Source organism: Salinimicrobium sp. TH3, assembly GCF_026676115.1.
In the GTDB taxonomy this organism is placed as follows: domain Bacteria; phylum Bacteroidota; class Bacteroidia; order Flavobacteriales; family Flavobacteriaceae; genus Salinimicrobium.
The window spans coordinates 208,723-230,106 of the sequence record NZ_JAPONB010000003.1; the positions used below are offsets into that span (position 1 = coordinate 208,723).

At 40.9% G+C, this 21,384-nt stretch carries 16 protein-coding genes; 10 read left to right on the forward strand and 6 right to left on the reverse strand.

The window, feature by feature from the left end; all coding sequences use genetic code 11:
• Window positions 1-147: 147 nt before the first annotated feature.
• Window positions 148-1,554, forward strand: a complete 1,407-nt coding sequence (gene lpdA, locus OU683_RS06730) for a dihydrolipoyl dehydrogenase (RefSeq protein ID WP_268136528.1) — start codon at window positions 148-150, stop codon at window positions 1,552-1,554.
• Window positions 1,555-1,893: 339 nt separating this feature from the next.
• Here lpdA and OU683_RS06735 read toward each other — a convergent pair whose 3' ends face one another.
• Window positions 1,894-2,178, reverse strand: coding sequence for a hypothetical protein (locus OU683_RS06735; RefSeq protein ID WP_268136530.1), 285 nt, complete (start codon window positions 2,176-2,178; stop codon window positions 1,894-1,896).
• A gap of 113 nt (window positions 2,179-2,291) precedes the next feature.
• Window positions 2,292-3,689: an MATE family efflux transporter gene (locus OU683_RS06740; RefSeq protein WP_268136532.1), complete on the reverse strand. Its 1,398-nt coding sequence runs from the start codon at window positions 3,687-3,689 to the stop codon at window positions 2,292-2,294.
• A 216-nt stretch (window positions 3,690-3,905) separates the two neighbouring features.
• On the opposite strand from OU683_RS06740, the gene OU683_RS06745 reads away from it, so the two are divergent.
• The 4 genes from OU683_RS06745 to OU683_RS06760 all read left to right on the forward strand — a co-directional run bounded on the left by OU683_RS06745 (window position 3,906) and on the right by OU683_RS06760 (window position 6,834).
• Window positions 3,906-4,049, forward strand: a complete 144-nt coding sequence (locus tag OU683_RS06745) for a hypothetical protein (RefSeq protein WP_268136534.1) — start codon at window positions 3,906-3,908, stop codon at window positions 4,047-4,049.
• A gap of 189 nt (window positions 4,050-4,238) precedes the next feature.
• Entirely contained in the window at window positions 4,239-4,457 is a 219-nt protein-coding gene (locus OU683_RS06750; protein ID WP_268136536.1) for a hypothetical protein, read from the forward strand.
• 74 nt (window positions 4,458-4,531) lie between these two features.
• On the forward strand, window positions 4,532-5,401 hold the full coding sequence (locus OU683_RS06755) for an NAD(P)H-binding protein (protein WP_268136538.1): 870 nt from the start codon (window positions 4,532-4,534) through the stop codon (window positions 5,399-5,401).
• Window positions 5,401-6,834, forward strand: a complete 1,434-nt coding sequence (locus OU683_RS06760) for a phytoene desaturase family protein (RefSeq protein WP_268136541.1) — start codon at window positions 5,401-5,403, stop codon at window positions 6,832-6,834. The genes OU683_RS06755 and OU683_RS06760 overlap by 1 nt, the downstream gene beginning before the upstream one ends.
• Before the next feature lie 96 nt (window positions 6,835-6,930).
• Here OU683_RS06760 and OU683_RS06765 read toward each other — a convergent pair whose 3' ends face one another.
• Window positions 6,931-9,123 (reverse strand): M3 family metallopeptidase, encoded by a 2,193-nt coding sequence (locus OU683_RS06765; RefSeq protein ID WP_268136543.1) that lies wholly within the window; start codon window positions 9,121-9,123, stop codon window positions 6,931-6,933.
• 124 nt (window positions 9,124-9,247) lie between these two features.
• Between OU683_RS06765 and OU683_RS06770 the strand changes: the two genes are divergently transcribed.
• Window positions 9,248-9,811 (forward strand): TlpA family protein disulfide reductase, encoded by a 564-nt coding sequence (locus OU683_RS06770; RefSeq protein WP_268136545.1) that lies wholly within the window; start codon window positions 9,248-9,250, stop codon window positions 9,809-9,811.
• Here the strand turns inward: OU683_RS06770 and OU683_RS06775 are convergent.
• The 3 genes from OU683_RS06775 to OU683_RS06785 all read right to left on the reverse strand — a co-directional run bounded on the left by OU683_RS06775 (window position 9,808) and on the right by OU683_RS06785 (window position 15,600).
• Window positions 9,808-11,340 carry a GH3 auxin-responsive promoter family protein gene (locus OU683_RS06775; RefSeq protein ID WP_268136547.1) on the reverse strand — a complete coding sequence of 511 codons (1,533 nt, stop codon included), beginning with the start codon at window positions 11,338-11,340 and terminating at the stop codon, window positions 9,808-9,810. The two genes, OU683_RS06770 and OU683_RS06775, sit on opposite strands and share 4 nt — an antisense overlap.
• 109 nt (window positions 11,341-11,449) lie before the next feature.
• Window positions 11,450-13,804, reverse strand: coding sequence for an ATP-binding protein (locus OU683_RS06780; protein ID WP_268136549.1), 2,355 nt, complete (start codon window positions 13,802-13,804; stop codon window positions 11,450-11,452).
• 446 nt (window positions 13,805-14,250) lie between these two features.
• Window positions 14,251-15,600 (reverse strand): DEAD/DEAH box helicase, encoded by a 1,350-nt coding sequence (locus OU683_RS06785; RefSeq protein WP_268136551.1) that lies wholly within the window; start codon window positions 15,598-15,600, stop codon window positions 14,251-14,253.
• 126 nt (window positions 15,601-15,726) lie between these two features.
• Between OU683_RS06785 and OU683_RS06790 the strand changes: the two genes are divergently transcribed.
• From OU683_RS06790 to OU683_RS06805, 4 genes are all read left to right on the forward strand, one after another.
• Window positions 15,727-16,263: an NADPH-dependent FMN reductase gene (locus OU683_RS06790; RefSeq protein ID WP_268136553.1), complete on the forward strand. Its 537-nt coding sequence runs from the start codon at window positions 15,727-15,729 to the stop codon at window positions 16,261-16,263.
• Entirely contained in the window at window positions 16,263-17,573 is a 1,311-nt protein-coding gene (locus tag OU683_RS06795; RefSeq protein ID WP_268136555.1) for an anthranilate synthase component I family protein, read from the forward strand. The genes OU683_RS06790 and OU683_RS06795 overlap by 1 nt, the downstream gene beginning before the upstream one ends.
• 447 nt (window positions 17,574-18,020) lie before the next feature.
• Entirely contained in the window at window positions 18,021-19,331 is a 1,311-nt protein-coding gene (gene tilS, locus OU683_RS06800; protein WP_268136557.1) for a tRNA lysidine(34) synthetase TilS, read from the forward strand.
• Window positions 19,328-21,337: a protein-disulfide reductase DsbD family protein gene (locus tag OU683_RS06805; protein WP_268136559.1), complete on the forward strand. Its 2,010-nt coding sequence runs from the start codon at window positions 19,328-19,330 to the stop codon at window positions 21,335-21,337. The genes tilS and OU683_RS06805 overlap by 4 nt, the downstream gene beginning before the upstream one ends.
• Window positions 21,338-21,384: the final 47 nt, after the last annotated feature.

The following is a 21,384-nucleotide window of genomic DNA, read 5'->3' on the forward strand; positions in this document are numbered from 1 at the left end:
TAAATTGAACCCGCAACCCGCAACTCCGCGATTATAACCCTCTTTCAAAGCTCTACACTCATTTCTCAGTACTAACTACTGTTTTCATTTGTCATTAATAGTCGTACTTTTGTTACTCTTTGAAAAAAATCAACAAAAAAAATACTTATGAGCAAATATGATGTTGCTGTTATAGGTTCAGGCCCTGGAGGATATGTAGCCGCTATTCGCTGCGCCCAGCTGGGAATGAAAACCGCACTTATAGAGAAATATTCCAGCCTTGGAGGTACTTGTTTAAACGTGGGATGCATACCCAGCAAAGCTTTGCTTGATTCTTCACACCACTATGATGATGCTATCAAGCATTTTGAAGAGCACGGGATCGAAATCCCGGGAGAGGTAAAGGTGAACCTGGAAAAGATGATTGATAGAAAACGTTCTGTTGTTAACCAAACTGTAGACGGGATCAAGTTCCTTATGAACAAGAACAAGATCGATGTTTTTGAAGGGATGGGGTCTTTTAAGGATGCAACGCATATCAATATCAAAAAGTCTGACGGGGAAACTGAAACTCTTGAAGCAAAGAACACCATTATTGCTACTGGTTCAAAGCCTGCAAACCTTCCCTTTATAGAGTTGGATAAGGAAAGAGTGATTACTTCTACCGAGGCGCTGGAGTTAAAAGAAATTCCTGAGCACCTTATAGTAATTGGCGGCGGAGTTATTGGACTTGAGCTTGGGCAGGTTTACATGAGGCTTGGTGCAAAGGTTTCTGTGGTAGAATATATGGACAGTATTATTCCTACAATGGATTCGGCGCTGGCCAAAGAATTGACCAAGAGCCTTAAGAAGCAGGGAATGAAATTCTATGTTTCTCATCAGGTAAATTCCGTGGAGAGAAATGGGGATGAAGTCGTTGTGAAGGCCAAAGACAAAAAAGATAAGGAAGTAGAGTTCAAGGGAGATTACTGCCTGGTTTCTGTAGGTAGAAAGCCTTATACCGAAGGTCTTAATGCCGATGCCGCAGGAGTGAAGATTGGTGACCGCGGAATGATCGAGGTCAATGAGCATTTACAGACCTCCACAAAAAATATTTATGCGATTGGAGATGTGATCAAAGGACCCATGCTGGCGCACAAAGCTTCGGAAGAAGGAACCCTTGTAGCGGAAGTTATCGCGGGACAAAAACCGCACATCGATTACAATCTTATCCCGGGAGTTGTTTACACCTGGCCAGAAGTTGCTGCGGTTGGAAAGACCGAAGAGCAGCTTAAGGAAGAAGGAGTAAAATATAAGGAGGGAAAATTCCCTATGCGCGCTCTTGGACGTTCTAGAGCCAGTGGCGATACAGATGGATTTGTGAAAATCCTTTCAGATGAAAAAACTGATGAAGTTCTTGGAGTTCACATGATAGGCGCCAGGACAGCCGATCTTATTGCTGAAGCCGTTACCGCAATGGAGTTCCGTGCCTCGGCTGAAGATATTTCAAGGATGAGCCATGCACATCCCACCTATGCCGAAGCCATGAAGGAGGCTGCACTTGCTGCAACCGAAAACAGGCCGATTCATATTTAGAATATAAAAGCTTTTATTTAAAAGCGATTGCTTAAATACCCTCTCCAAAATCCAATTTTAGAGAGGGTATTTTTCTGTATTCACAGGAAAGAAAAATTTTTATATTAATCCATTTTGCTTCATCTCTTTTACTACATTTATCTCAAATTAAAATCGTTACAAGATGCCAAAAGAAAAATCACCTTCAAAAAATTCAGCTAAGAAAGAACCTGTGCTGAGCCTGAAAGAAAAGCGTGCTGCCAAAGCCGCTAAGAAGAAAACCAGAAGCTAATTTATAGTTCCATAAAAAAGAAAAGGCTGTCGCAAGACAGCCTTTGTTAATTAAAAAAGTCTTCAAACTTAATTCTTATCCACAAATTTAAAGAAGCGGCTTTTTTCACCGTCTTTGGTTTCTTCCTGGTAAAGGAACTGTAGATCATTCTCGTCAAATATCCTGAAGAATTCTTCCCACGATAAATTTTTAAGGTTATCCTCTGCATAACCGGGGAAGTTGATGCGAAGTAATCCGCCGCCTTCACTGCTATTGGAGGTGCTTTCTACCACAGCGGGCTTTCCATCTCTTTCCTCACTCCATTTTTTAATCGTAGTATGATCTTTAGTTGTCTTTGAATCTGAATTTGCCATTGTTAGTGAATTTTGTAATTACCTCTCTAAAATGCCTTTTTTGAAACGGAAGGAAAAGTATTTTAACAGCAAAAATATATTTCTGTTAAGGTATTGTAAATCAGGTGTGGGAGTTAATTTCTCCTGCGAAAAAGCCTCAGTTTCCAATACCCCTGCTTAAAGTAAATAAAAGCGGCCAGGGCGGCGATGAGGTTAGATATAGGGAAGGCCCACCATATTCCTTCATAGCTTAGATCTGTCTTATGGGAAAGCATGAAGGCCAGGGGAAACCTAATGATCCATAAATTGAGAATGGAGATAAGCATGGAGGCTTTAGTAAAGCCGGCCCCATTAAAAACTCCATTCAACACCTGCTGTACCCCCAAAAGACCAAAACTCGGTGCCATGATCTTTATAAAAAGAGAAGCATCTTTAATTACATCGGGATCATTAGGAATGAAAAAAGCAGTAATGGGTTCGGCGAAAAAGTACATGAGCATTCCCATCCCGGTAAGGCCAAAAAAGGCGATTTGACTACTCAGGTTTGCAACCTTTTCGGCTCTTTTGATCTTGATAGCACCAATATTTTGACCCACCAGCGAAGTCGTGGCAATGGCCAGACCCAGTGCCGGGATAACAATAAAACTCAGAATTCGGGCACCAATACCATAGGCTGCAACCACTTCACTGCCAAAGCCGGTAACGAGGACCACCATAAAAGTCATTCCAAGTGCCCTTGTTGACTGTTCAATACTGGCTGGGATCCCAAGGTTAACAATTCTTTTTAATGTGAAGAGGTGTGGTCTCATTTGATTAAAATGGATCTTTATACCGCTTCTTCCTTTAAATAAGATCCAAAGTCCTATTGCTGCCGAAATGGCCTGAGTGATTATACTGGCCACTGCCGCTCCTGCCACACCATAACCCGGTATAGGTCCATAGCCATAAATAAATAGCGGGTCCAGAATAAGATTCAGAAAAACCGTGGAAAGGACTATATACACAGGAAGCATCACGTTTCCAATCCCTCGCATAAGTGATTGAAATGCAAAGAACATGAAAAGAAAAACAAAACCTATGGAAGAGACCTGAAAGTAGCTTACAGAATCCTCAATAATTTCGGGCCCGGCACCAATAAGCTGCATAAGAGGTGCAGCCGAATAGTAACTAACCACCGACAGGAAAAGAGAGATAAAAAAGACAAGAGAAATAGTTTGAGAAGAATTAAAATCCACTTTTTCCTGATCTTCGGCACCAAAATATTGAGAGACCAGTACCGTCCCTGCAAGTGTCAATCCAGAACCCAGCGATAAGACAAGGAAAAGCAGTGGAAAACTTATACTTACTGCCGCAACAGCATTAGCTCCCAGTCTTCCCAGCCAAAAAGTATCGATTAATTGGTAAGCAGTTTGAAGTATATTTGCCAGAATAATTGGTACCGCCAGGTGGAATAAGGAATTGAATATTTTACCTTCGGTATATTTCTTCTTTTGCTTCATGTGCCACAAAAATACTGCAGCGGGGGTGCACATTGTACTAAAAATTTAATAATTCCTTTCTATCCGGGACTAAAGCGGATTGATGCTGAATGTTTTTCTTTTCCAAAACGTTTTAATTCGATCAAAATACCTCTTGAAAAATTTAATTCTTCTGGATTTTGTAAAGCCTGATTATTTTTCGTAATTTCATATAATTCAGTGCTTTATATTTGAATATGGTATAATTATTACTAAATATTCTGGCATACTATGAGCGTTTTAACAAACATCTGGAACAATTACACAGTTGAGTTTTCCACTACTCAAAAGGTGATCATTGCCATTGTACTGGGAATGATCTTTTTGATCGCTCTTTTAGCAATAGTATTGGTCATCATGGAAATTGCCCAATAGCAGGGTTATCAAAAAGGTGTAAAATAGCACCCTTTTCTTCAAGGGGTGATTTTCTTGTGATTAATTTTTCTTTTAAAATAATATCCACAAAGGCGCTGTTCAGGCTTGAAAGGATTGTCTTTCCTCATTTTCTTAATTTTTAGTATCTTTAGGTACAACCAATTAGCCGTTGCTATTAAAATCTCAATTATGGATGTTATTACAATCTACAAATTGATGAAGCCTCATCTCGATTTGTTGAATCCCTCAGAAAAAGCTGCTCTTTCGAAATTGATCAATGCTCAAAAGCCTGAGAAAATTACCTGCCAACACAGAAAAAAATTATCTCTTTCAAAAGCAAAAGAACATCTAAAAACTTTCTGCCAAAGAGAAATGGAGCGGGAAAAATTAAAACAAACCGCAGTCTAATATTTTGTTAATCACCTAATTTCCTGGATTTCTTCAGATAATTTCCTGTATTTTCAGGAAAAAAGAAGAAATTTATGAGGGAGAAAATTTTACTGGCTGGTGCTTCGGGAGCCCTGGGACTGGAAGTTCTTAAAATACTGCACCAGCAGGGAAAGGATGTCCGGGCCCTGGTACATTCAGCAGATGGATCCGAAAAGGTGGCCAGATATACACAGGATATATGGAGAGCCGATGCCAGTGAAGGCAACGAAATCATTAAGGATATTACCAAAGATGTTTCAATAGTTATTTCTACCCTTGGGAAGAGCGTTAGCCTTTTCACCGACAGGGGTAAATCTTTTATGGAAAATGACTTTTATGCTAATTCCAACTTACTAGATGATGCAGTTAAGAACGGTGTAAAGAGGTTTCTTTATGTGTCCATAAAAGGTGCCGAAAAAGCTTTGGAATACGAGGTAGCCAAATCTCACAAAATGTTTGAAGATGCACTGGAGACTTCAGGTCTGGATTATACCATTATAAGGCCTGTAGGTTTTTTCTCGGGTTTGAACGATCTCGCTATTATGGCAAAGAGAAAAGTTATTCCCATAATAGGGGAAGGGAAAGCCCGCACGAATAGCATTCATCAAAAAGACCTGGCAAAAGTAGTTATCGAAAATATGTATGAAGGCCCTGACATTAAAGAAGTAGGAGGTCCTCTTGTTCATACCCGCCGGGAAATGGCAGATATGATAGCTGAAAAAATTGGAGGCAAGGTGGTTCCCGTTCCCCAAAAAATAGCCGAGTGGGGGATGTTCCTGCCCGAGATGGTGGATGATAGTCTTTCGAGTAAACTGAAGTACTTCAAATTTGTAACAACTAATGATATGATTGGGGAGAAAAATGGAGAGATAACTTTTAAGGAGTATCTGGACAACCTCGATCTTGAAAAAGATTTACCTTAATGTCTAAAAAATACGATGCAATAGTTATAGGCTCCGGTAGTAATGGGATAGCTGCCGCTATTAGATTACAGGAAAAGGGACTAAAAACTGCCATTTTTGAACAGGCAGCAGTTCCTGGGGGTGCTACAAAGACTCAGGAGTTGACTTTGCCGGGATTTAAGCATGACGTAGGTTCAGCAATTATGCCGCTAGGACTGGCTTCTCCTTTTTTTAAAGATCTTCCCCTGGAGCAGTATGGCCTGGAATGGATCTTTCCTGAGATCGCCTATGCCCATCCTTTTGAAGACGGTACAGCCTATGGATGCTATAAAGACATCAATAGTACCGCAGCCCAACTGGGAGAAGATGAAAAGGCTTATCTGGACCTTATAGGACCGTTGCTTGATAATTGGGATAAACTGGGAAAGGATCTGCTGGGACCTTTGGGAATCCCCGATCATCCCATGGCCTTTATGAAATTTGGGATCAAGGCATTACCTTCAGCAAAGCTCATTGTAGACCATTATTTTAAGAATGAGAGATCCAAAGCCTTCTTTTACGGGTCGGCGGCTCATTCCACGCTCCCAATGAACACTCTGGCATCAGCTTCTTTTGGACTGGTTCTTACCACCAGTGCACATAAATTTAACTGGCCTTTCCCTAAGGGAGGTGCAGGAAACTTTATCCATGCCCTTACCGAACACTACAAGTCTTTGGGAGGTGAAATATTTTGCGACACCCGGGTGGAGGATATAAGGGACCTGCCTAATGCTTACGCCTACCTTTTTGACCTTACTCCACGACAATTGCTTAAAATAAAAGGGCTTAATTTCAGCTCTCTTTACAGGAAACGACTGGAATCATATAAATATGGCGCCGGAGTATTTAAAATGGATTGGGCCTTAAGTGAACCCATTCCTTTTACCAATGAAAAATGCCGAAAGGCTGCAACTGTTCATTTAGGATTTACAAAGGAGGAGATAGAGAATTCCGAAAAGGGCATCCATGAAAAGAACATGACAAAAACGCCTTACGTACTTATTGCTCAACATTCACCTTTTGATAATACCAGAGCACCCGAAGGAAAACACACTGCCTGGGCTTATATTCACGTTCCCAACGGTAGTAAAGAAGATTATACAGAGATCATAGAAAACCAAATTGAACGTGCTGCGCCCGGTTTTAAAGACACCATCCTTGCGCGCTCTACTATGAATACTGTTGCCCTGGAACAATTTGATCCCAATCTTGTGGGAGGAGATATAAATGGCGGAAAACAGGATATCACACAGTTGTTCACAAGACCTGTAGCACGTATTTCACCCTATACCACACCCGATCCACGCGTATATATATGCTCTTCATCAACTCCGCCGGGAGGAGGAGTACATGGAATGTGTGGTTATCATGCGGCTCAAAAAACCTTAAAAGATCATTTCAAGGAATTGCTTTAACAAGAAAAGAGGCCTCATAAAAGGCCTCTTTTTTTACCTGAACTGTTTCAGGTTATATATGATAATCTTATTAAGAAGATTCTTTTCTAAACACTCTTATTGTGCTTCTTCTTCAGATGGAACAGGGAAACCACGGTCTCTCATTAGAGCATCTATGGTTGCATCCCTTCCTCTAAAAAGCCTGTAGGCTTCCGCAGGGTCCATGGCATTTCGTGGTGCAAATAAATACTTCACCAGCCTGGCAGCTACATTTTCATCATAGAACCCACCCGGAGCCTCCCGGAAAGCTTCCGCAGCATCTGATGTTAATACATCTGCCCATAAATAGCCATAGTAACCTGTTGCATAACCTTCACCCGAGAAAACGTGTCCAAAATGCGGAGTACGATGTCTCATCACAATTTGTGAAGGCATATTAAGTTCATCCAGGGTTTCTTTTTCAAAAGTATCCATGTCGATCTCTTCAGGATCTGTGGTATGCAATTTCATGTCCATCAAAGCTGAAGCAAGAAACTCTGTCGTGGCAAACCCCTGATTAAAAGTAGAAGCCTTTTTGATCTTTGCCACCAGTTCCTGCGGGATAGGTTCCCCGGTTTCATGATGAACTAAAAAGCGATTAATCACCTCATCTGTAGATAACCATCTCTCAAGAAGTTGTGATTGAAATTCGGTATAATCCCGCACACCACTGTTAAGAATAGGGTACTTTACTTCTGAAGCAAAGAAATGCAGGGCATGGCCAAACTCGTGGAAGAAAGTGGTTGCATCATCCCAGGAAATAAGTGCAGGTTCTCCGGGAGCAGGTTTCACGAAATTGGAATTATTTGAAGCCAGGACTGTCTCTTCTTTTTCATCCATTTCTGCATGGCTGCGGTATTGAGATGCCCAGGCACCAGATCGTTTTCCTGTGCGGGCATAAGGATCCAGGTACCAAAGCCCTATGTGTTTTCCAGAATCTTTATCGGTTACTTCCCATACTTTCACGTCTTCATGAAATACAGGTACTGTACCTTCGGGTACGGGAGTAAATTTATAGTTGAATATTTTCTCTGCTGTGAAGAAAAGTGCATCTGTAAGTTTTCCCAGTTGCAGGTATTGCTTAACCTCATCTGATTCCAGGTTGTATTTTTGCTGTCTTACTTTCTCGGCGTAGTAACGGTAATCCCATGGGGCAATGGTAATTTCTTTACCTTCGGCTTCGGCTACCGCCTGCATATCGGCTACTTCTTCTTTAACTCGGGCAAGAGCGGCAGGCCAAACTGCTTCCATTAGTTCCATGGCTCTTTCGGGTGTTTTGGCCATTCTGTTTTGTAGTCTCCACTGTGCATAATTTTCGTAACCTAATAGTTCTACCCGCTCATCCCGTAACTTCAGGATCTCTGCGATAAGCTCTTTATTGTCATACTCGTCATCATTGTCTCCCCGGGAATAATAATTTTCCCATACCTTTTTTCTAAGTTCTCTCTCATTAGAGTAAGTGAGGAAAGGATCCATGGAAGAGCGGGTATTAAGAACTGCATATTTGTCTTCTTTCCCACGATCGGCCGCAGCTTTTGCAGCTGCTTTAGTATAGGACTCCGGTAAGCCGCTTAATTGATCTTTTTCCAGAAAAACCACATAATTCTCTTCCTCGGCTAATACATTGTTGCTAAACTGGGTGTAGAGACGGGAAAGCTGCTTATTGATTGCGGCATAACGCTCTTTGTCTGCTTCATTAAGATCTGCCCCTTCCATGGCAAAATCTTCATACATAAGCTGCACTGCCCGTTGTTTTTGTGGGGAAAGAGGGCTTTTTTGCGATTGTTCATAAACAGCCTTTACTCTTTCAAAAAGTGCTTTATTCTGAGAAATTTTTGAAGAATATTCTGAGATCTTTGGCGCAAGTTCCTGCTGAATTTTCCTGAATTCCGGCGAAGACATATTGCTGCTCCAAATACTGTAATAGGTAAAGGCACGATCAAGTGCCTCTCCCGATTTTTGCATTGCAAGGACAGTATTATCAAATGTGGGAGGGGCAGGATTTGCCGAGATCATGAGAACTTCCTGCAGATGAGAAGCCATTCCCTGCTCCATAGCAGGTTGAAGTTCTTCAAGATTCATTTTATCAAAGGCCGGCACGCCGCCGTAAGGCCCGGTCCACTCCTGTAAGAGGTCATTTTTCATAGTCGTTTTTTCTACTGTAGCAGTCTGCACACTATCGGGGGTTGGGGCAGGGGAGTTACCCGACCCGCATGCCGAAATGGCCAGAGCTGTAATTAAACCAACACTAATTTTTTTTGTGGGGATCATTTTCTGTTTCATTTAAGTTTTCGGATTTCAAGATACTAATAAACTAAAAAAGGGAAAGGTTTTAAAAATGCCATTTTTGACAGCTGAATTTTTAGACTTACTTTTATGCAATCTAAACAGCGGCATGGAATTTTTTAAAAAGAACTGGTCGAATATCCTGTTCATCATTCTAATTGTTCTACTTATCATTCCTCAAACAAGGAAACCCATACAGGTAACGCTTAACCGCATTATTGCCTTTAGCCCCTCAAAAATAGCTGCCGATGACCGGGAGACTTTGGAGGATTATAACTGGAACCTTTCTAATCTCCAGGGAGAACCTGTGAATTTTAAAAAGAGTATAGGAGAAGTAGCTGTTATAAACCTTTGGGCTACCTGGTGCCCTCCCTGTATAGCCGAAATGCCTTCTTTCCAAAAATTATACAATGAATACGGGGACAAGGTGGATTTTTATTTTGTTTCTACCGAAGATCAGGAAAAGCTACAGCGGTTCCTGGATAAGAAGAATTACAGGCTTCCGGTTTACCAACCATTAAGCATGGCGCCACAAAAGCTCCAATCGCGCAGTTTGCCAACTACTTTTGTGATCTCAAGAGATGGTAAAATAGCGGTTAATAAAACAGGATCTGCTAACTGGAATGATTCCGGTTTTAAAGACCTTCTCGATCAACTGCTAAAAGAAAATTAGATCTCGGGCTGCAGGGTTCTTCTTATGCTTAGCAGTTCCTCCACAAATTCCCGGCTGTTCGACAATCGCGGTACCTTGTGCTGACCTCCCAATTTATTTTTTCGTTTTAGCCATTCGTAAAATGTACCTTCAGGCATTTCGCGTACTACCGGCTTTTCAATAGCAATATCGTTCTTACGCTTTGCAGCATAGTCGTCATTATAAATGCCTAATTCTATATCCAAAACTTCAGTAAATGCCTGGATATTTTTAGGAGATCTAACAAATTCGATAAGCCATTCATGATAACCTTTTTTGCGGCGATCGTAAAAATAGGGGGCGGCAGTGAAATCCCTAAGAATAGCTCCAGTTTCCCGACAGGCCTTGGAAATGGCTTTTTCTGCATGTTCTGCAAAAAGATCTTCTCCAAATACATTAATGCAATGCTTGGTGCGGCCGCTTATGGTAAAGCGATAAGGACTTATGCTGGTGAATTTGACGGTATCGCCAATTTTGTAGCGCCACAAACCAGAATTCGTGCTAATGACCATGGAGTAATTTTTGCCTAATTCCACTTCGCTTAGCGGAATCACCTTTGGATTCTCCGATAGAAATTCTTTTTCGGGAATGAATTCGTAGTAAATCCCATAGTTGAGCATAAGCAGGAGGGAAGGATCTTCCTTTTGATCCTGAAGTCCAAAAAAGCCTTCGGTAGCATTAAAGATCTCTAGATACCTTAAGCTTTTGTTCCTGTCCAGCTCTTCAAATAATGGCCTGTAAGGCGCAAAGGAAACAGACCCGTGAAAGAAAACTTCGAGGTCTGGCCAAACATCCTGAATGTGTGTGATTTTTTGCTCCTTGATAATATGTTGGAGCAATAGCAACATCCACATAGGAGAACCTGCGAGGCTGGTGACTTTTTGTTGGGAAGTAATTTCGGCAATCTTCTCTATCTTCTCCTCCCAGTTGTTCATCATGGTCACCTCTAATCCCGGAGTTCTTCCAAACTGAGCCCAAAATGGCAGGTTCTTCATGACAATAGCCGAAATATTAGCTATATAATGGTTGTTATTACCGGAATGCTTCGCTTCCTGGCTTCCTCCAATAGACAGGTTTTTTCCTGAAAATAATTTGGCATCAGGATAATTCCTAATGTACAGTGCTAGCATATCACGGCCTCCCTGGTAATGACACTGTTCCAAACCTTCGGTAGAAACCGGAATGATCTTACTGGTAGCACCGGTAGTACCCGATGATTTCGCAAACCACTTAATAGGTGTGGGCCACAATACATTATTTTCTCCTTTCAGGATTAATTCAATGTACGGGTAGAGGTCTTCATAACTATTTATTGGTACCTGCTCAATGAACTGCCGATAATTGTGAATATCTTTAAAATGGAACTTTTTTCCGTAGAAGGTGTCTTTAGTACTTCCCAGAAGTTGATGCAAGACTTTTTGTTGAGTCTCATGAGGATTATTAATAGAATTTTCTAAGTCTTCGATCCGGTTCTTCATCACCAGATTGCCTATGGAATCAATTATCCCCATACAATGCGATCAACTTTTGTAATAATTTTTAGACGGGATCCATGAAAAAAACCAGATCCTTACAATCGCCGAAGATACACAATAATAGCTTTTTTACAGTTGCACCAGCTTAATTTCCTTTAATAACGTCTTCATGACAGGGAAAAGTGAGTACAAATGAAGTCCCTTCCCGGGGGACACTCTGTACTTCAATAGTAGCACCATGATCATCCAGTATATTTTTGACCGAACTTAAGCCTATTCCCATTCCGCCGGGTTTCTGGGTGTAAAAAGATTCGAAAAGCCTGTCAATTTGTTCTTGCTCCATTCCACAACCGTTATCTGTTATAGTGAGGGCATAGGTATTTTTCTTTTTCTTGATACTAATATCTAAGATTCCTTCATGGGGCACCATTGCTTCACTGGCATTAACGATAATGTTAAGTATCGCTATCTGGAGTTTTTCCTCATCGGCATTAATAAAATACGGGCCCCGATATTTTTTGTGAACGGTAACCCCCGAAAGGTAGATCCTGTCTTTAGCATGGCTCAAAGCTTTATTTGTAGTTTTTGCAAGACAGCATTTGGTCATTTGAGGTTTAGAATAATTGGAAGCTGTTAAAAGATCTGTCACCAGATTATTTAGTGTCGTTGCACTTCGCTTTATAATCCCCGTATAATTCTTCAACAACTTCTTCCTGGAACCGGTATTTATCTTTTCCAGTATGTCTGCAGACATGCTTATACTAGCCAGAGGATTTCTTAATTCGTGGGCAAGAGTTCTTGCAATCTCTCCTTTTATGGAAAGTTTTTCTGCAGTGATCAATGCCTGCTGGGTCATTTTTTGAGACTGGACATTTCTAAGAAGTACAATATATTCAACCACATTTTCCTTCCTGTTTCTCTTAAAAACTTTCCCCCTCGCATTGTAGCAATCCCAATGTTTTTCCTTGCCTTTAAGTCTGAATTCAACTTCAACAACTTCCTCATCTGAGGCTTCCATTAGGTCTGTATGAAAAGAAAGTGTTTTTCGCCTGTCTTGCGGATGGATCAATGGCAGTATATCCAATAAAGGCATACCCTCAACTTTCTTTACCGTCATTCCTTCTTCCTCTGAAAGATCGCGATTAATGAACTTTACCTTTTCATCATAAAGGTCGAAGATCATGATAATATCGGGTGAGGTATCAATGAGCTGTTTCTTGAACCTCACATTTTCTTTTAATTTCTGGGCTTTCAATTTATCCCTGGTTATATTCTCAAGAGAACAGACCAGTAAACCGCTTTGGCGCCTGCTGGTGATCCTAAACCAGTTATTCCTCTCATTGCGCTCCACTTCGATCTCAAAATCGGCAGATTCTCCTGTAAGCATGGTTTGCTTAAAGGTCTCAAAAACCCCTTTTTCGGCAGATTGTGGATTGTGTTTAAGAAAGCTGCGGCCCACCATTCGGCTCTGATTGTAGTAACGGTTTATAACCTTATTAACCCTTATATAGGTGAAGTCGACTATATCATAGTTTTCACCAAACAGGGGCTTCATTACGAATATTCCCTGGTTAACCGTGTCAAAAACCATTTGAAGGAGTTCATTGTTTTCCTCCAGTTCAAAGGTGCGACTTTTTACCTTTAACTCGAGATCTTCATTTAGCCTTCGTAATTTTTCTTCGGTTTCTTTTCGACGTGTAATATCCGAAAAAAGACATGCCACTTTTCTGCTTTTCTTACTACCAATAGGAAATGCATAAACATCAAACCAACGATTGCGAGCGGCTGCATAATCTTCAAACCGTACAGCCTCTCCCGTAAATGCAACCCTTCCAAGGGTGTTGAACCATGGGTTTTCATGCTTCTTATAAAATTCTCTCATGGTTTTACCAAGAGGATCTCTTAAACCAGTGTGCTTTTCAAAAGCAGGATTAACCTCTACAAAAAGGTAATCTATAGGTTTCTTTTGCAGATCAAAGATCATTTCTACAACTCCAAAACCCTGGTCAAGGGAATTTACCAACACCCTATAGCGGTTAAGGCTCTCCCGAAGTACACTTTCAGTTTCTATTTTATGCTCTTTTCTCCCCTGTGCCCGGATGTTTTCAATAGGTTTTGCAAGGGTAAGGACAAAATTTTCGCTCCCTTCATTGAAGCCACCATAGAATCTGCTTTCTAAGTGAAATTTTTTCCAGTAACCAAAAGTAGACCTCATGCGAATGATCAAAGAGCTGTCGCCCGTCTCCAGTTCCTCGCTGTAGTTACCTAAAAGGTGTAAAAATGACGGATAGTCTTCAGGATGTATATTTTCCTTAAAGAAATCTTCTTCCCCTTCTTCTAGCGGAAAATAATTTCTGAAATACTGCAGGCACCTGTAATTAACCGCCTTCAAAGAAAGATCTTCAGCAGAACTAATGAATAGCAGAAATTCCTGTTTATCATGCCCGTTATAGGCATTGAAAAGGCTGTGGGCGGCACCTATAGAAATTTCGTCCGGCATAAAAGTACTTTTTTGCATCTAGAAAAAATTTTTGAACAGCAGGTAGGTAAATTCTTGTTGTTCTGGTATTCTACAAATGTGGGGGAGAAGTTAAATTTAATATAAATTTTGGATTATTAACCATCACAGTGCCAGATTTTTACAAAATGATTCGGTTAAAATACCAAAAGCTGCATTCCTATTGGGTTTTCTCCGCTTTTAAATTTCAAATAATTTTTAATTTAGGGAGGAGATTATGCAGGAATAATTTTACAGGGGACAAATTTTAAAAAAAATGGGAGGAAATTAACAGGTATTAACTGATAAAAAAGATCAAAATTTAAGTATTTGTTTAGGAAGAGGTGTAGGAAGTATTGTGCGAATAATCGCAAAATTCTGTCCTTTTATCCCCGTTAAAATACTGAGGCAGGGACAATTAATTAATTTCACCCCAGGGAGAAGAATAGTTATTTCTTGTTTCTGCGGTTATAATTTTTGTCCCCTCTGGTCTTTGGCTTCTTGTATTTCTTTTGGACTTCCCTACGATATGAACCACCCAGATTAACCTTTTTGTTTTTTTCTTTTTTCTCATGAAAAGCCGGGCCGGGTTTATCTTCATCAGAGAATTTTTCGGGATTGTAAATCTCTTCAGATGTTGGCTGTTCTTCAGGAATAAGTTCCGAAGAAACAGGAACGCCATCGGGTAAAGCATGCATGTCGATCTTGAGGTCCATGAGGGCTTCAATTTTATCCAGATCCTCTTGTTCAGATGGAGTCGTAAAAAGTATTGCATGCCCTTCTTTTTCGGCCCTTCCGGTACGCCCAATACGGTGAATGTAATTCTCGGGATACGCAGGGGTATCAAAATTGATCACATGGCTTACTTGTTCAATATCGAGACCACGCGCCATAACATCTGTAGCTACCAGGATGCGGCAAAAGCCTTCGCCAAACTGGCGTATGCTTCTCAAACGATAATTCTGGGTCTTGTTGGAGTGTATTACGGTGCACTCTTCAGGAAATAAAGGGTCGAGATTTTGAAAAAGTCGATCGGCTATACGTTTGTTTCCTGCAAAAATGAGCACTTTATGAAAAGTTTCCCTGTCTTTTAAAAGGTGTTTTAGGAGGTTGATCTTGGTGTAGAAATTAGGAACCTCATAACCTTGCTGATCAATGTTTTCCAGGGGAGCTCCACTGGCAGCAACAGACACTGTTTCGGGATTTTTAAAATTCTCCTGAATAAGCTTTTCAACATCTAGGGTCATGGTAGCCGAAAACATGATGTTCTGCCGGCTTTCGGGAATTAACTCCAGGATGTTGGTAAGCTGAAACCTAAAGCCCAGGTCCAGCATCACATCAACTTCATCTATTACGAGCTTCTGGATCGACTTTAACTGCAAATCCCGATTTATAGCAAGATCATACAATCTACCGGGAGTGGCAACTAAAATATCAAGTCCCTGTGCCACCAGCTGCTTTTGGGTGTTAATGTTAGTTCCGCCGTAAATTCCCAGAATCCTTGTGTTGATATATTTTGTGAGCTTTTCAAGCTCTTCTACTACCTGTACCACAAGTTCCCGGGTAGGAACCAGGATGAGTACCCGCGGATTCTTTTGTTCAGAATACTTCAGGGTCTTTAACAGAGGTAGCAGATATGCAAGAGTTTTTCCGGTACCGGTTTGGGCGATCCCCACCATGTCCCTTCCCGAAAGAATTACAGGTAAAGACTGCTCCTGGATTGGAGTAGGAGTGGAGATCTTTTGATCTTCAAGTGCATTTAAAATGGGAGTGGTAAGGTTGAGGTCCTGGAAAGTCACGGTATAAAATTTTAAGAGGGCAAAGTTAAGCTTAAATTGTTGAAAGACTAAGAGTTTTGTTTAACGCATCTTCATCTTCATTTCTTAAAGGCCTATTTTGTATTTTTGACCTTCAATTTTCCAACTATGAACAAGATCCTGGCCTTTGCCGGCTCCAGTAGCCCAACTTCTATTAACCACCAGCTTATCCTAAATATATCCCAAAGGATTTCAGATCCTGTGGAGGTGCTTAATCTTCATGAACTTGAATTTCCCATGTACAGCATAGTAAAGGAGAAAAACGGAATACCGCAGAATGTGAAATTTCTTTACGAAAAGATAGTAGAAGCCCCTGCACTTATTATTGCGGTCAATGAATATAATGCCAATGTTTCAGGATTTTTTAAGAATATCATAGACTGGCTTTCCAGGATTGAAAGAAAATTTTTCAATGGCAAAAAGATCCTTTTGATGAGTACCTCTCCGGGACAACGTGGTGGGGCCTCGGCTTTGGAATATTGTAAAAATCAGTTTCCCAGGTTTGGAGGCGAGGTAGTGGAAAGTTTTAGTCTGCCGCAATTCTATGAGAATTTTGATTCAGAAAAAGGAGTGATTGTGAATGAGGTCTTTGATCTTGGAGTTATTGATGTAATCACCTCTTTTTCTCAGCAAATTAAAGTGTAGTGCGGGTATACAAAAAGGTCATTTTAGAAGAAGGTTTTTCCATTAAAAAGGTCCTGCTCAACTGGGCACAGCAGTTCGAAGAAGTAGTTTGGTTTGACAGCAACGACCATAAAGACCGTTACTCTCAATATGATGCAGTACTTGCCGTAGATGCATTTACTGCCATACAAACCGATGCTTCCAAAGCCTTCGATAAGCTGAAGGAATACCAGGAAACAACAGGCGACTGGATTTTTGGGTATCTATCTTATGATCTAAAAAATGACGTGGAAAACCTGAAAAGCCAGAATTTCGACGGACTCGGTTTTCCGGAGTTATTCTTTTTTCAGCCAAAGAAGATCTTCTTTTTAAAAGGTAATGAGCTTGAACTTCACTATTTGAGAATGGTGGATGATGAGCTGGAAGAAGACCTGGAACAGATTCTTCAAAAAAGGTATTTTAAGGAAGAAATTTTTTCGAGAGAGGGGAATCTGGTGAAATTGCAGCCCCGTATCTCTAAAGAGGATTATTTGCAGAAAGTGGAAGAGATGCTGGCTCACATCCAGCGGGGAGATATTTATGAGGCAAATTTTTGTCAGGAATTTTATGCTGAAGGAGTGGAATTTGATCCTCTTGAGAAGTTTATCGCTCTAAATGCCATTTCAAAACCTCCATTCGCTACATTTCTTAAAAACCATGACCATTATTTACTTTCTGCTTCCCCCGAAAGATACCTTCAGAAGAAAGGCGATCAATTGCTCACGCAGCCGATAAAAGGGACAGCACCCAGGGCTCTTTTTGATCCCGAAAAGGACAGGGAGCTGGCACTTAAGCTCGAACAGGATCCCAAAGAAAGATCAGAAAACGTCATGATCGTGGACCTGGTTCGTAATGACCTTTCAAAAACGGCAAAAAAAGGAAGTGTTGAGGTCGCAGAGCTGTGCAAAGTATACAGTTATCCTCAGGTACACCAAATGATCTCTACAGTAAAAGCTACTTTGGAAAAAGGAATACCGGCAATGGAAGTTTTGCGTACTACGTTCCCAATGGGAAGTATGACCGGGGCCCCGAAAATATCTGCCATGCAAATAATAGAAGAGCTGGAAAAAACCAAACGCGGACTTTACAGCGGGGCGGTAGGATATTTTGATCCTTCAGGAGATTTTGATTTTAATGTAGTGATTCGTAGTATTCTTTATAATCAAACCACGAAATATGTTTCCTTTTCTGTGGGGGGAGCTATTACTTCCAGGTCTGTTCCCGAAAATGAATACCAGGAATGTCTTGTAAAGGCTGCGGCACTTAAGCAGGTGCTGGAGGAGAATGAGTAGTGATCGGTGATCGGTATTTAGTGTTCAGTATCCCCCGCTAAAAATAGGGCCTATTTACAACATAACTTTTGGCATTTTTGTTCATTTAATGTTGCAAAACTGTGGAGTATAAAAATGCCCAAAAGGGCTCAACGTAATTAGCCCGGGGTTTCAACCCCGGGCTCCAAAGAACCACGTCAAGAGCCGCGGAGGGGCGACAGATTGGCAAATGAGTTTTCAAATTAAGTCATAAGATATTGTTCAGGTTTTTGCAAACATTAGTGAATCCGTGACTTTTAACATGATCAATTAATAATGAATAAATAGCGTCTATATAAAGGTGTGAGTGTAGAACGGCTGAGTGAGGATAGGAAGAATTAGTGAATTCGTGGCGAACTATGCTACTACTTAAAAAGGCAAAGCAAAAAGACCGTAAAAAGCCACTTCATTTTTGATATCTTTGAGCCTATGCTGTTAGCTTTTAAAAACCATCTCAAGGAGCAGTTTCCAAATACTTTTGAGGGAAAAATCCTTCTTGCCGTTAGCGGCGGGGTGGACAGCGTTGTCCTGGCCCATCTATGCCGGGAAGCAGGACTTGATTTTTCCCTTGCTCACTGCAATTTTCACCTTAGAGGAGAGGAAAGCGAAGGCGATGAGGCTTTTGTAATGGAACTGGCAGATGCACTTGAGGCTGAAGTCTTTATTGAAGGCTTTGAAACTCAAGCCTATGCCAAAGAAAAGAAAATATCTATTCAAATGGCGGCGCGCGACCTGCGCTATAACTGGTTTAGGGAGCTGCAGGAAACCTTGCAATTCGATTATGTTTTTACAGCACATCATGCCAATGATAACCTGGAAACCGTTCTAATAAACTTTATAAGGGGAACGGGACTGGAAGGCCTAACAGGAATTCCAGATGTCAATGATTACACCATTAGGCCGCTGCTTCCCTTTACCCGGAAGAACATCGAAGATTATGCTCACCTTCAAAAGCTTAAGTGGCGGGAAGACAGCAGTAATGATTCGGTAAAATATTTCAGGAATAAAGTAAGGCTGGAGGTAATCCCGAAGTTGCTGGAATTGAATCCGCAGCTGTTGGAAAGTTTTAGTAAAACAAGGAGTTATCTTCAGCAAAGTTCAGAGCTTATCGAAGATTATATTTCTGCACTTTTTCCGAAGATCGCCAGGCAGGAGGAATACGGCTATTCGTTTGAGATTGCCAAGTTACAGTCCATTCCTAATACTAAGGCCGTGATGTACTCTCTTTTTAGATCTTTTGAGTTCACCGAATGGGAAGACGTTTATGCCCTGCTCGAATCGCAACCGGGAAAAATTGTCTATTCTAAAACTCACCGCCTAATTAGAGACAGGGATAAATTACTGCTTACGCTGTTGTTACCAACAGAGGATAAGGTGTATGAGATCAAAGAAAATGAAGAAGTGGTGATGTTGCCCATGGGAACTTTTCATTTTGAAGCTGTCGAGGATTTTGAAAACAGTGATGAGAGAACAATTTTCCTGGACCGGGATAAAATCGAGTACCCTTTTGTTGTAAGGAAATGGCGGGAAGGCGACTATTTTTACCCCTTTGGCATGAAAGGAAAGAAGAAACTGAGCAAGTTTTTTAAAGATGAGAAATTATCTTTGCCACAAAAAGAGAATTGTTGGCTTTTGTGCTCCAATGACAAAATTGTTTGGGTTATAGGCCACCGTCCCGATGCACGATTTGCGGTTAAAGATGAAACAAAACAAATTTTGCGCTTAAGTTACACACCATGAGATTACCGCTAGTTTTATTAATGTTCTTTTTTGCCATTTTTGGCAGCCATGCTCAAATTTTTGATCCTAATAACCTGGGGCAGGGAATGGAAGATCCCATTGAATGGCATGCAGCAGTTGAGCAGGAAAACGATTCTATTTATAATCTGGTTTTTACCGCTTCTTTAGAACCGGGTTGGCATCTTTATTCCCAGGAGGAAGTGGACATTGAGATCGCTCCCATTGCTACCAAATTTACTTTTGTGGAAGCACCTGGAAAATATGAGCTTATAGGCACCACTATTGAGCCAGATGTACCTGCGATGTTTGATGCGGTTTTTGAAGCCGAAATCACCTATTTTGAAGAAGAAGCTGTCTTTAAACAGAAGATAAAAGTATTGGATCCAACAGATCTTCTAATTACTGCGGAAGTTTATTTTTCGGTTTGTGACGATGAGAAATGCCTGCCACCGGAAACTGAACGATTCACCTTTAATATTGGAGAGAATAAAGTGGAAGAAGGATTTACCAATCTTGAAGTATCAGATAAAGATCAAAATCTTACCGAAGCTCTTAATATTGAAGTAAAAGCAGTTGGCGGGGTTGACGTAAAAGAGGAAAAAGGCGATGGCTTTATGACCATTTTCTTTCTTGGTTTTATTGGAGGGTTGATTGCTCTACTTACCCCTTGTGTTTTTCCAATGATCCCTCTTACTGTATCGTTCTTTACAAAAGGTGCGAGGACTCGTAAGAGAGGATTGGTCAATGCGATCATGTACGGGGTATTTATCTTTTTAATTTACCTGTTGCTTAGTCTCCCATTTCACCTTCTCGATTCGCTGGATCCGGAAATCCTGAACAACATCTCCACCAATACCACACTTAATATCATATTCTTTGTGATCTTTATCTTTTTCGCATTCTCATTTTTTGGTTATTACGAAATTACGCTGCCTACCTCCTGGAGTAATAAAATGGATGACAAGGCTTCAAGTTTTGGAGGATTAATAGGAGTATTTTTTATGGCACTTACTCTTGCAATTGTCTCCTTCTCCTGTACAGGACCTATATTAGGATCTCTGTTGGGAAGTTCCCTAACTACAGATGGTGGCGCGACCCAGCTTTCCTTTGGAATGGGTGGATTTGGTTTGGCTTTGGCATTACCCTTCGGGTTATTTGCGCTTTTCCCCAACTGGCTTAATTCTTTGCCCAAGAGCGGTGGATGGCTAAATTCCATTAAGGTAATCTTAGGATTCATTGAACTGGCATTGGCATTTAAATTCCTTTCCAATGCCGATCTCGTACAACACTGGGGACTCTTAAAAAGAGAAATTTTCATTGGAATTTGGATCCTGGTAGGAATAGGCTTGTTGCTTTACTTAATAGGGGTTATAAGGTTTCCACATGATGGACCAAAAACCAAACTTGGAAAAGGAAAGTTATTTTTAGGAGTCATAACCCTGGCTTTTATAGTATATCTTATTCCGGGATTAACTAATACTCCGCATGCCAATTTAAAATTACTTAGTGGTTTCCCGCCACCTTTGTTCTACAGTATCTATGAAAAAGAAACTGAAGGACCTTTGGGGTTAAAAGCTTACAAGGATTTCGAAGAAGGAGTGGCCGCGGCAAAAGCTGAAAATAAACCCATTCTTCTCGATTTTACCGGCTGGGCCTGCGTGAATTGCCGAAAAATGGAAGAGCAGGTTTGGAGTGAGCCAAAGGTTTTTGATGTCATGAAGGACGAATTCGTGCTTATCTCCCTGTACGTGGATGACCGAAAAGAGCTGCCCGAAGATCAAAAATTCAACTATCAAAAACCAACAGGTGGGATCAAACAGATAGAGACTATTGGGGACAAATGGGCTACTTTTCAAACCCTTAACTTCAGGAACAACTCTCAGCCTTTTTACGTTTTGCTTGATCATGAGATGAACATGCTCAACCGGCCAGTGGGTTATACCCCAGATTCAGAAGAATTTAAAGAGTGGCTGGAAGAGGGCCTGGAAGAATTCAATAAGGAGTAAACAGGGAGTGCAGTAGGTTTTTGGCAGGAATTCCTATCTTTAGGGAC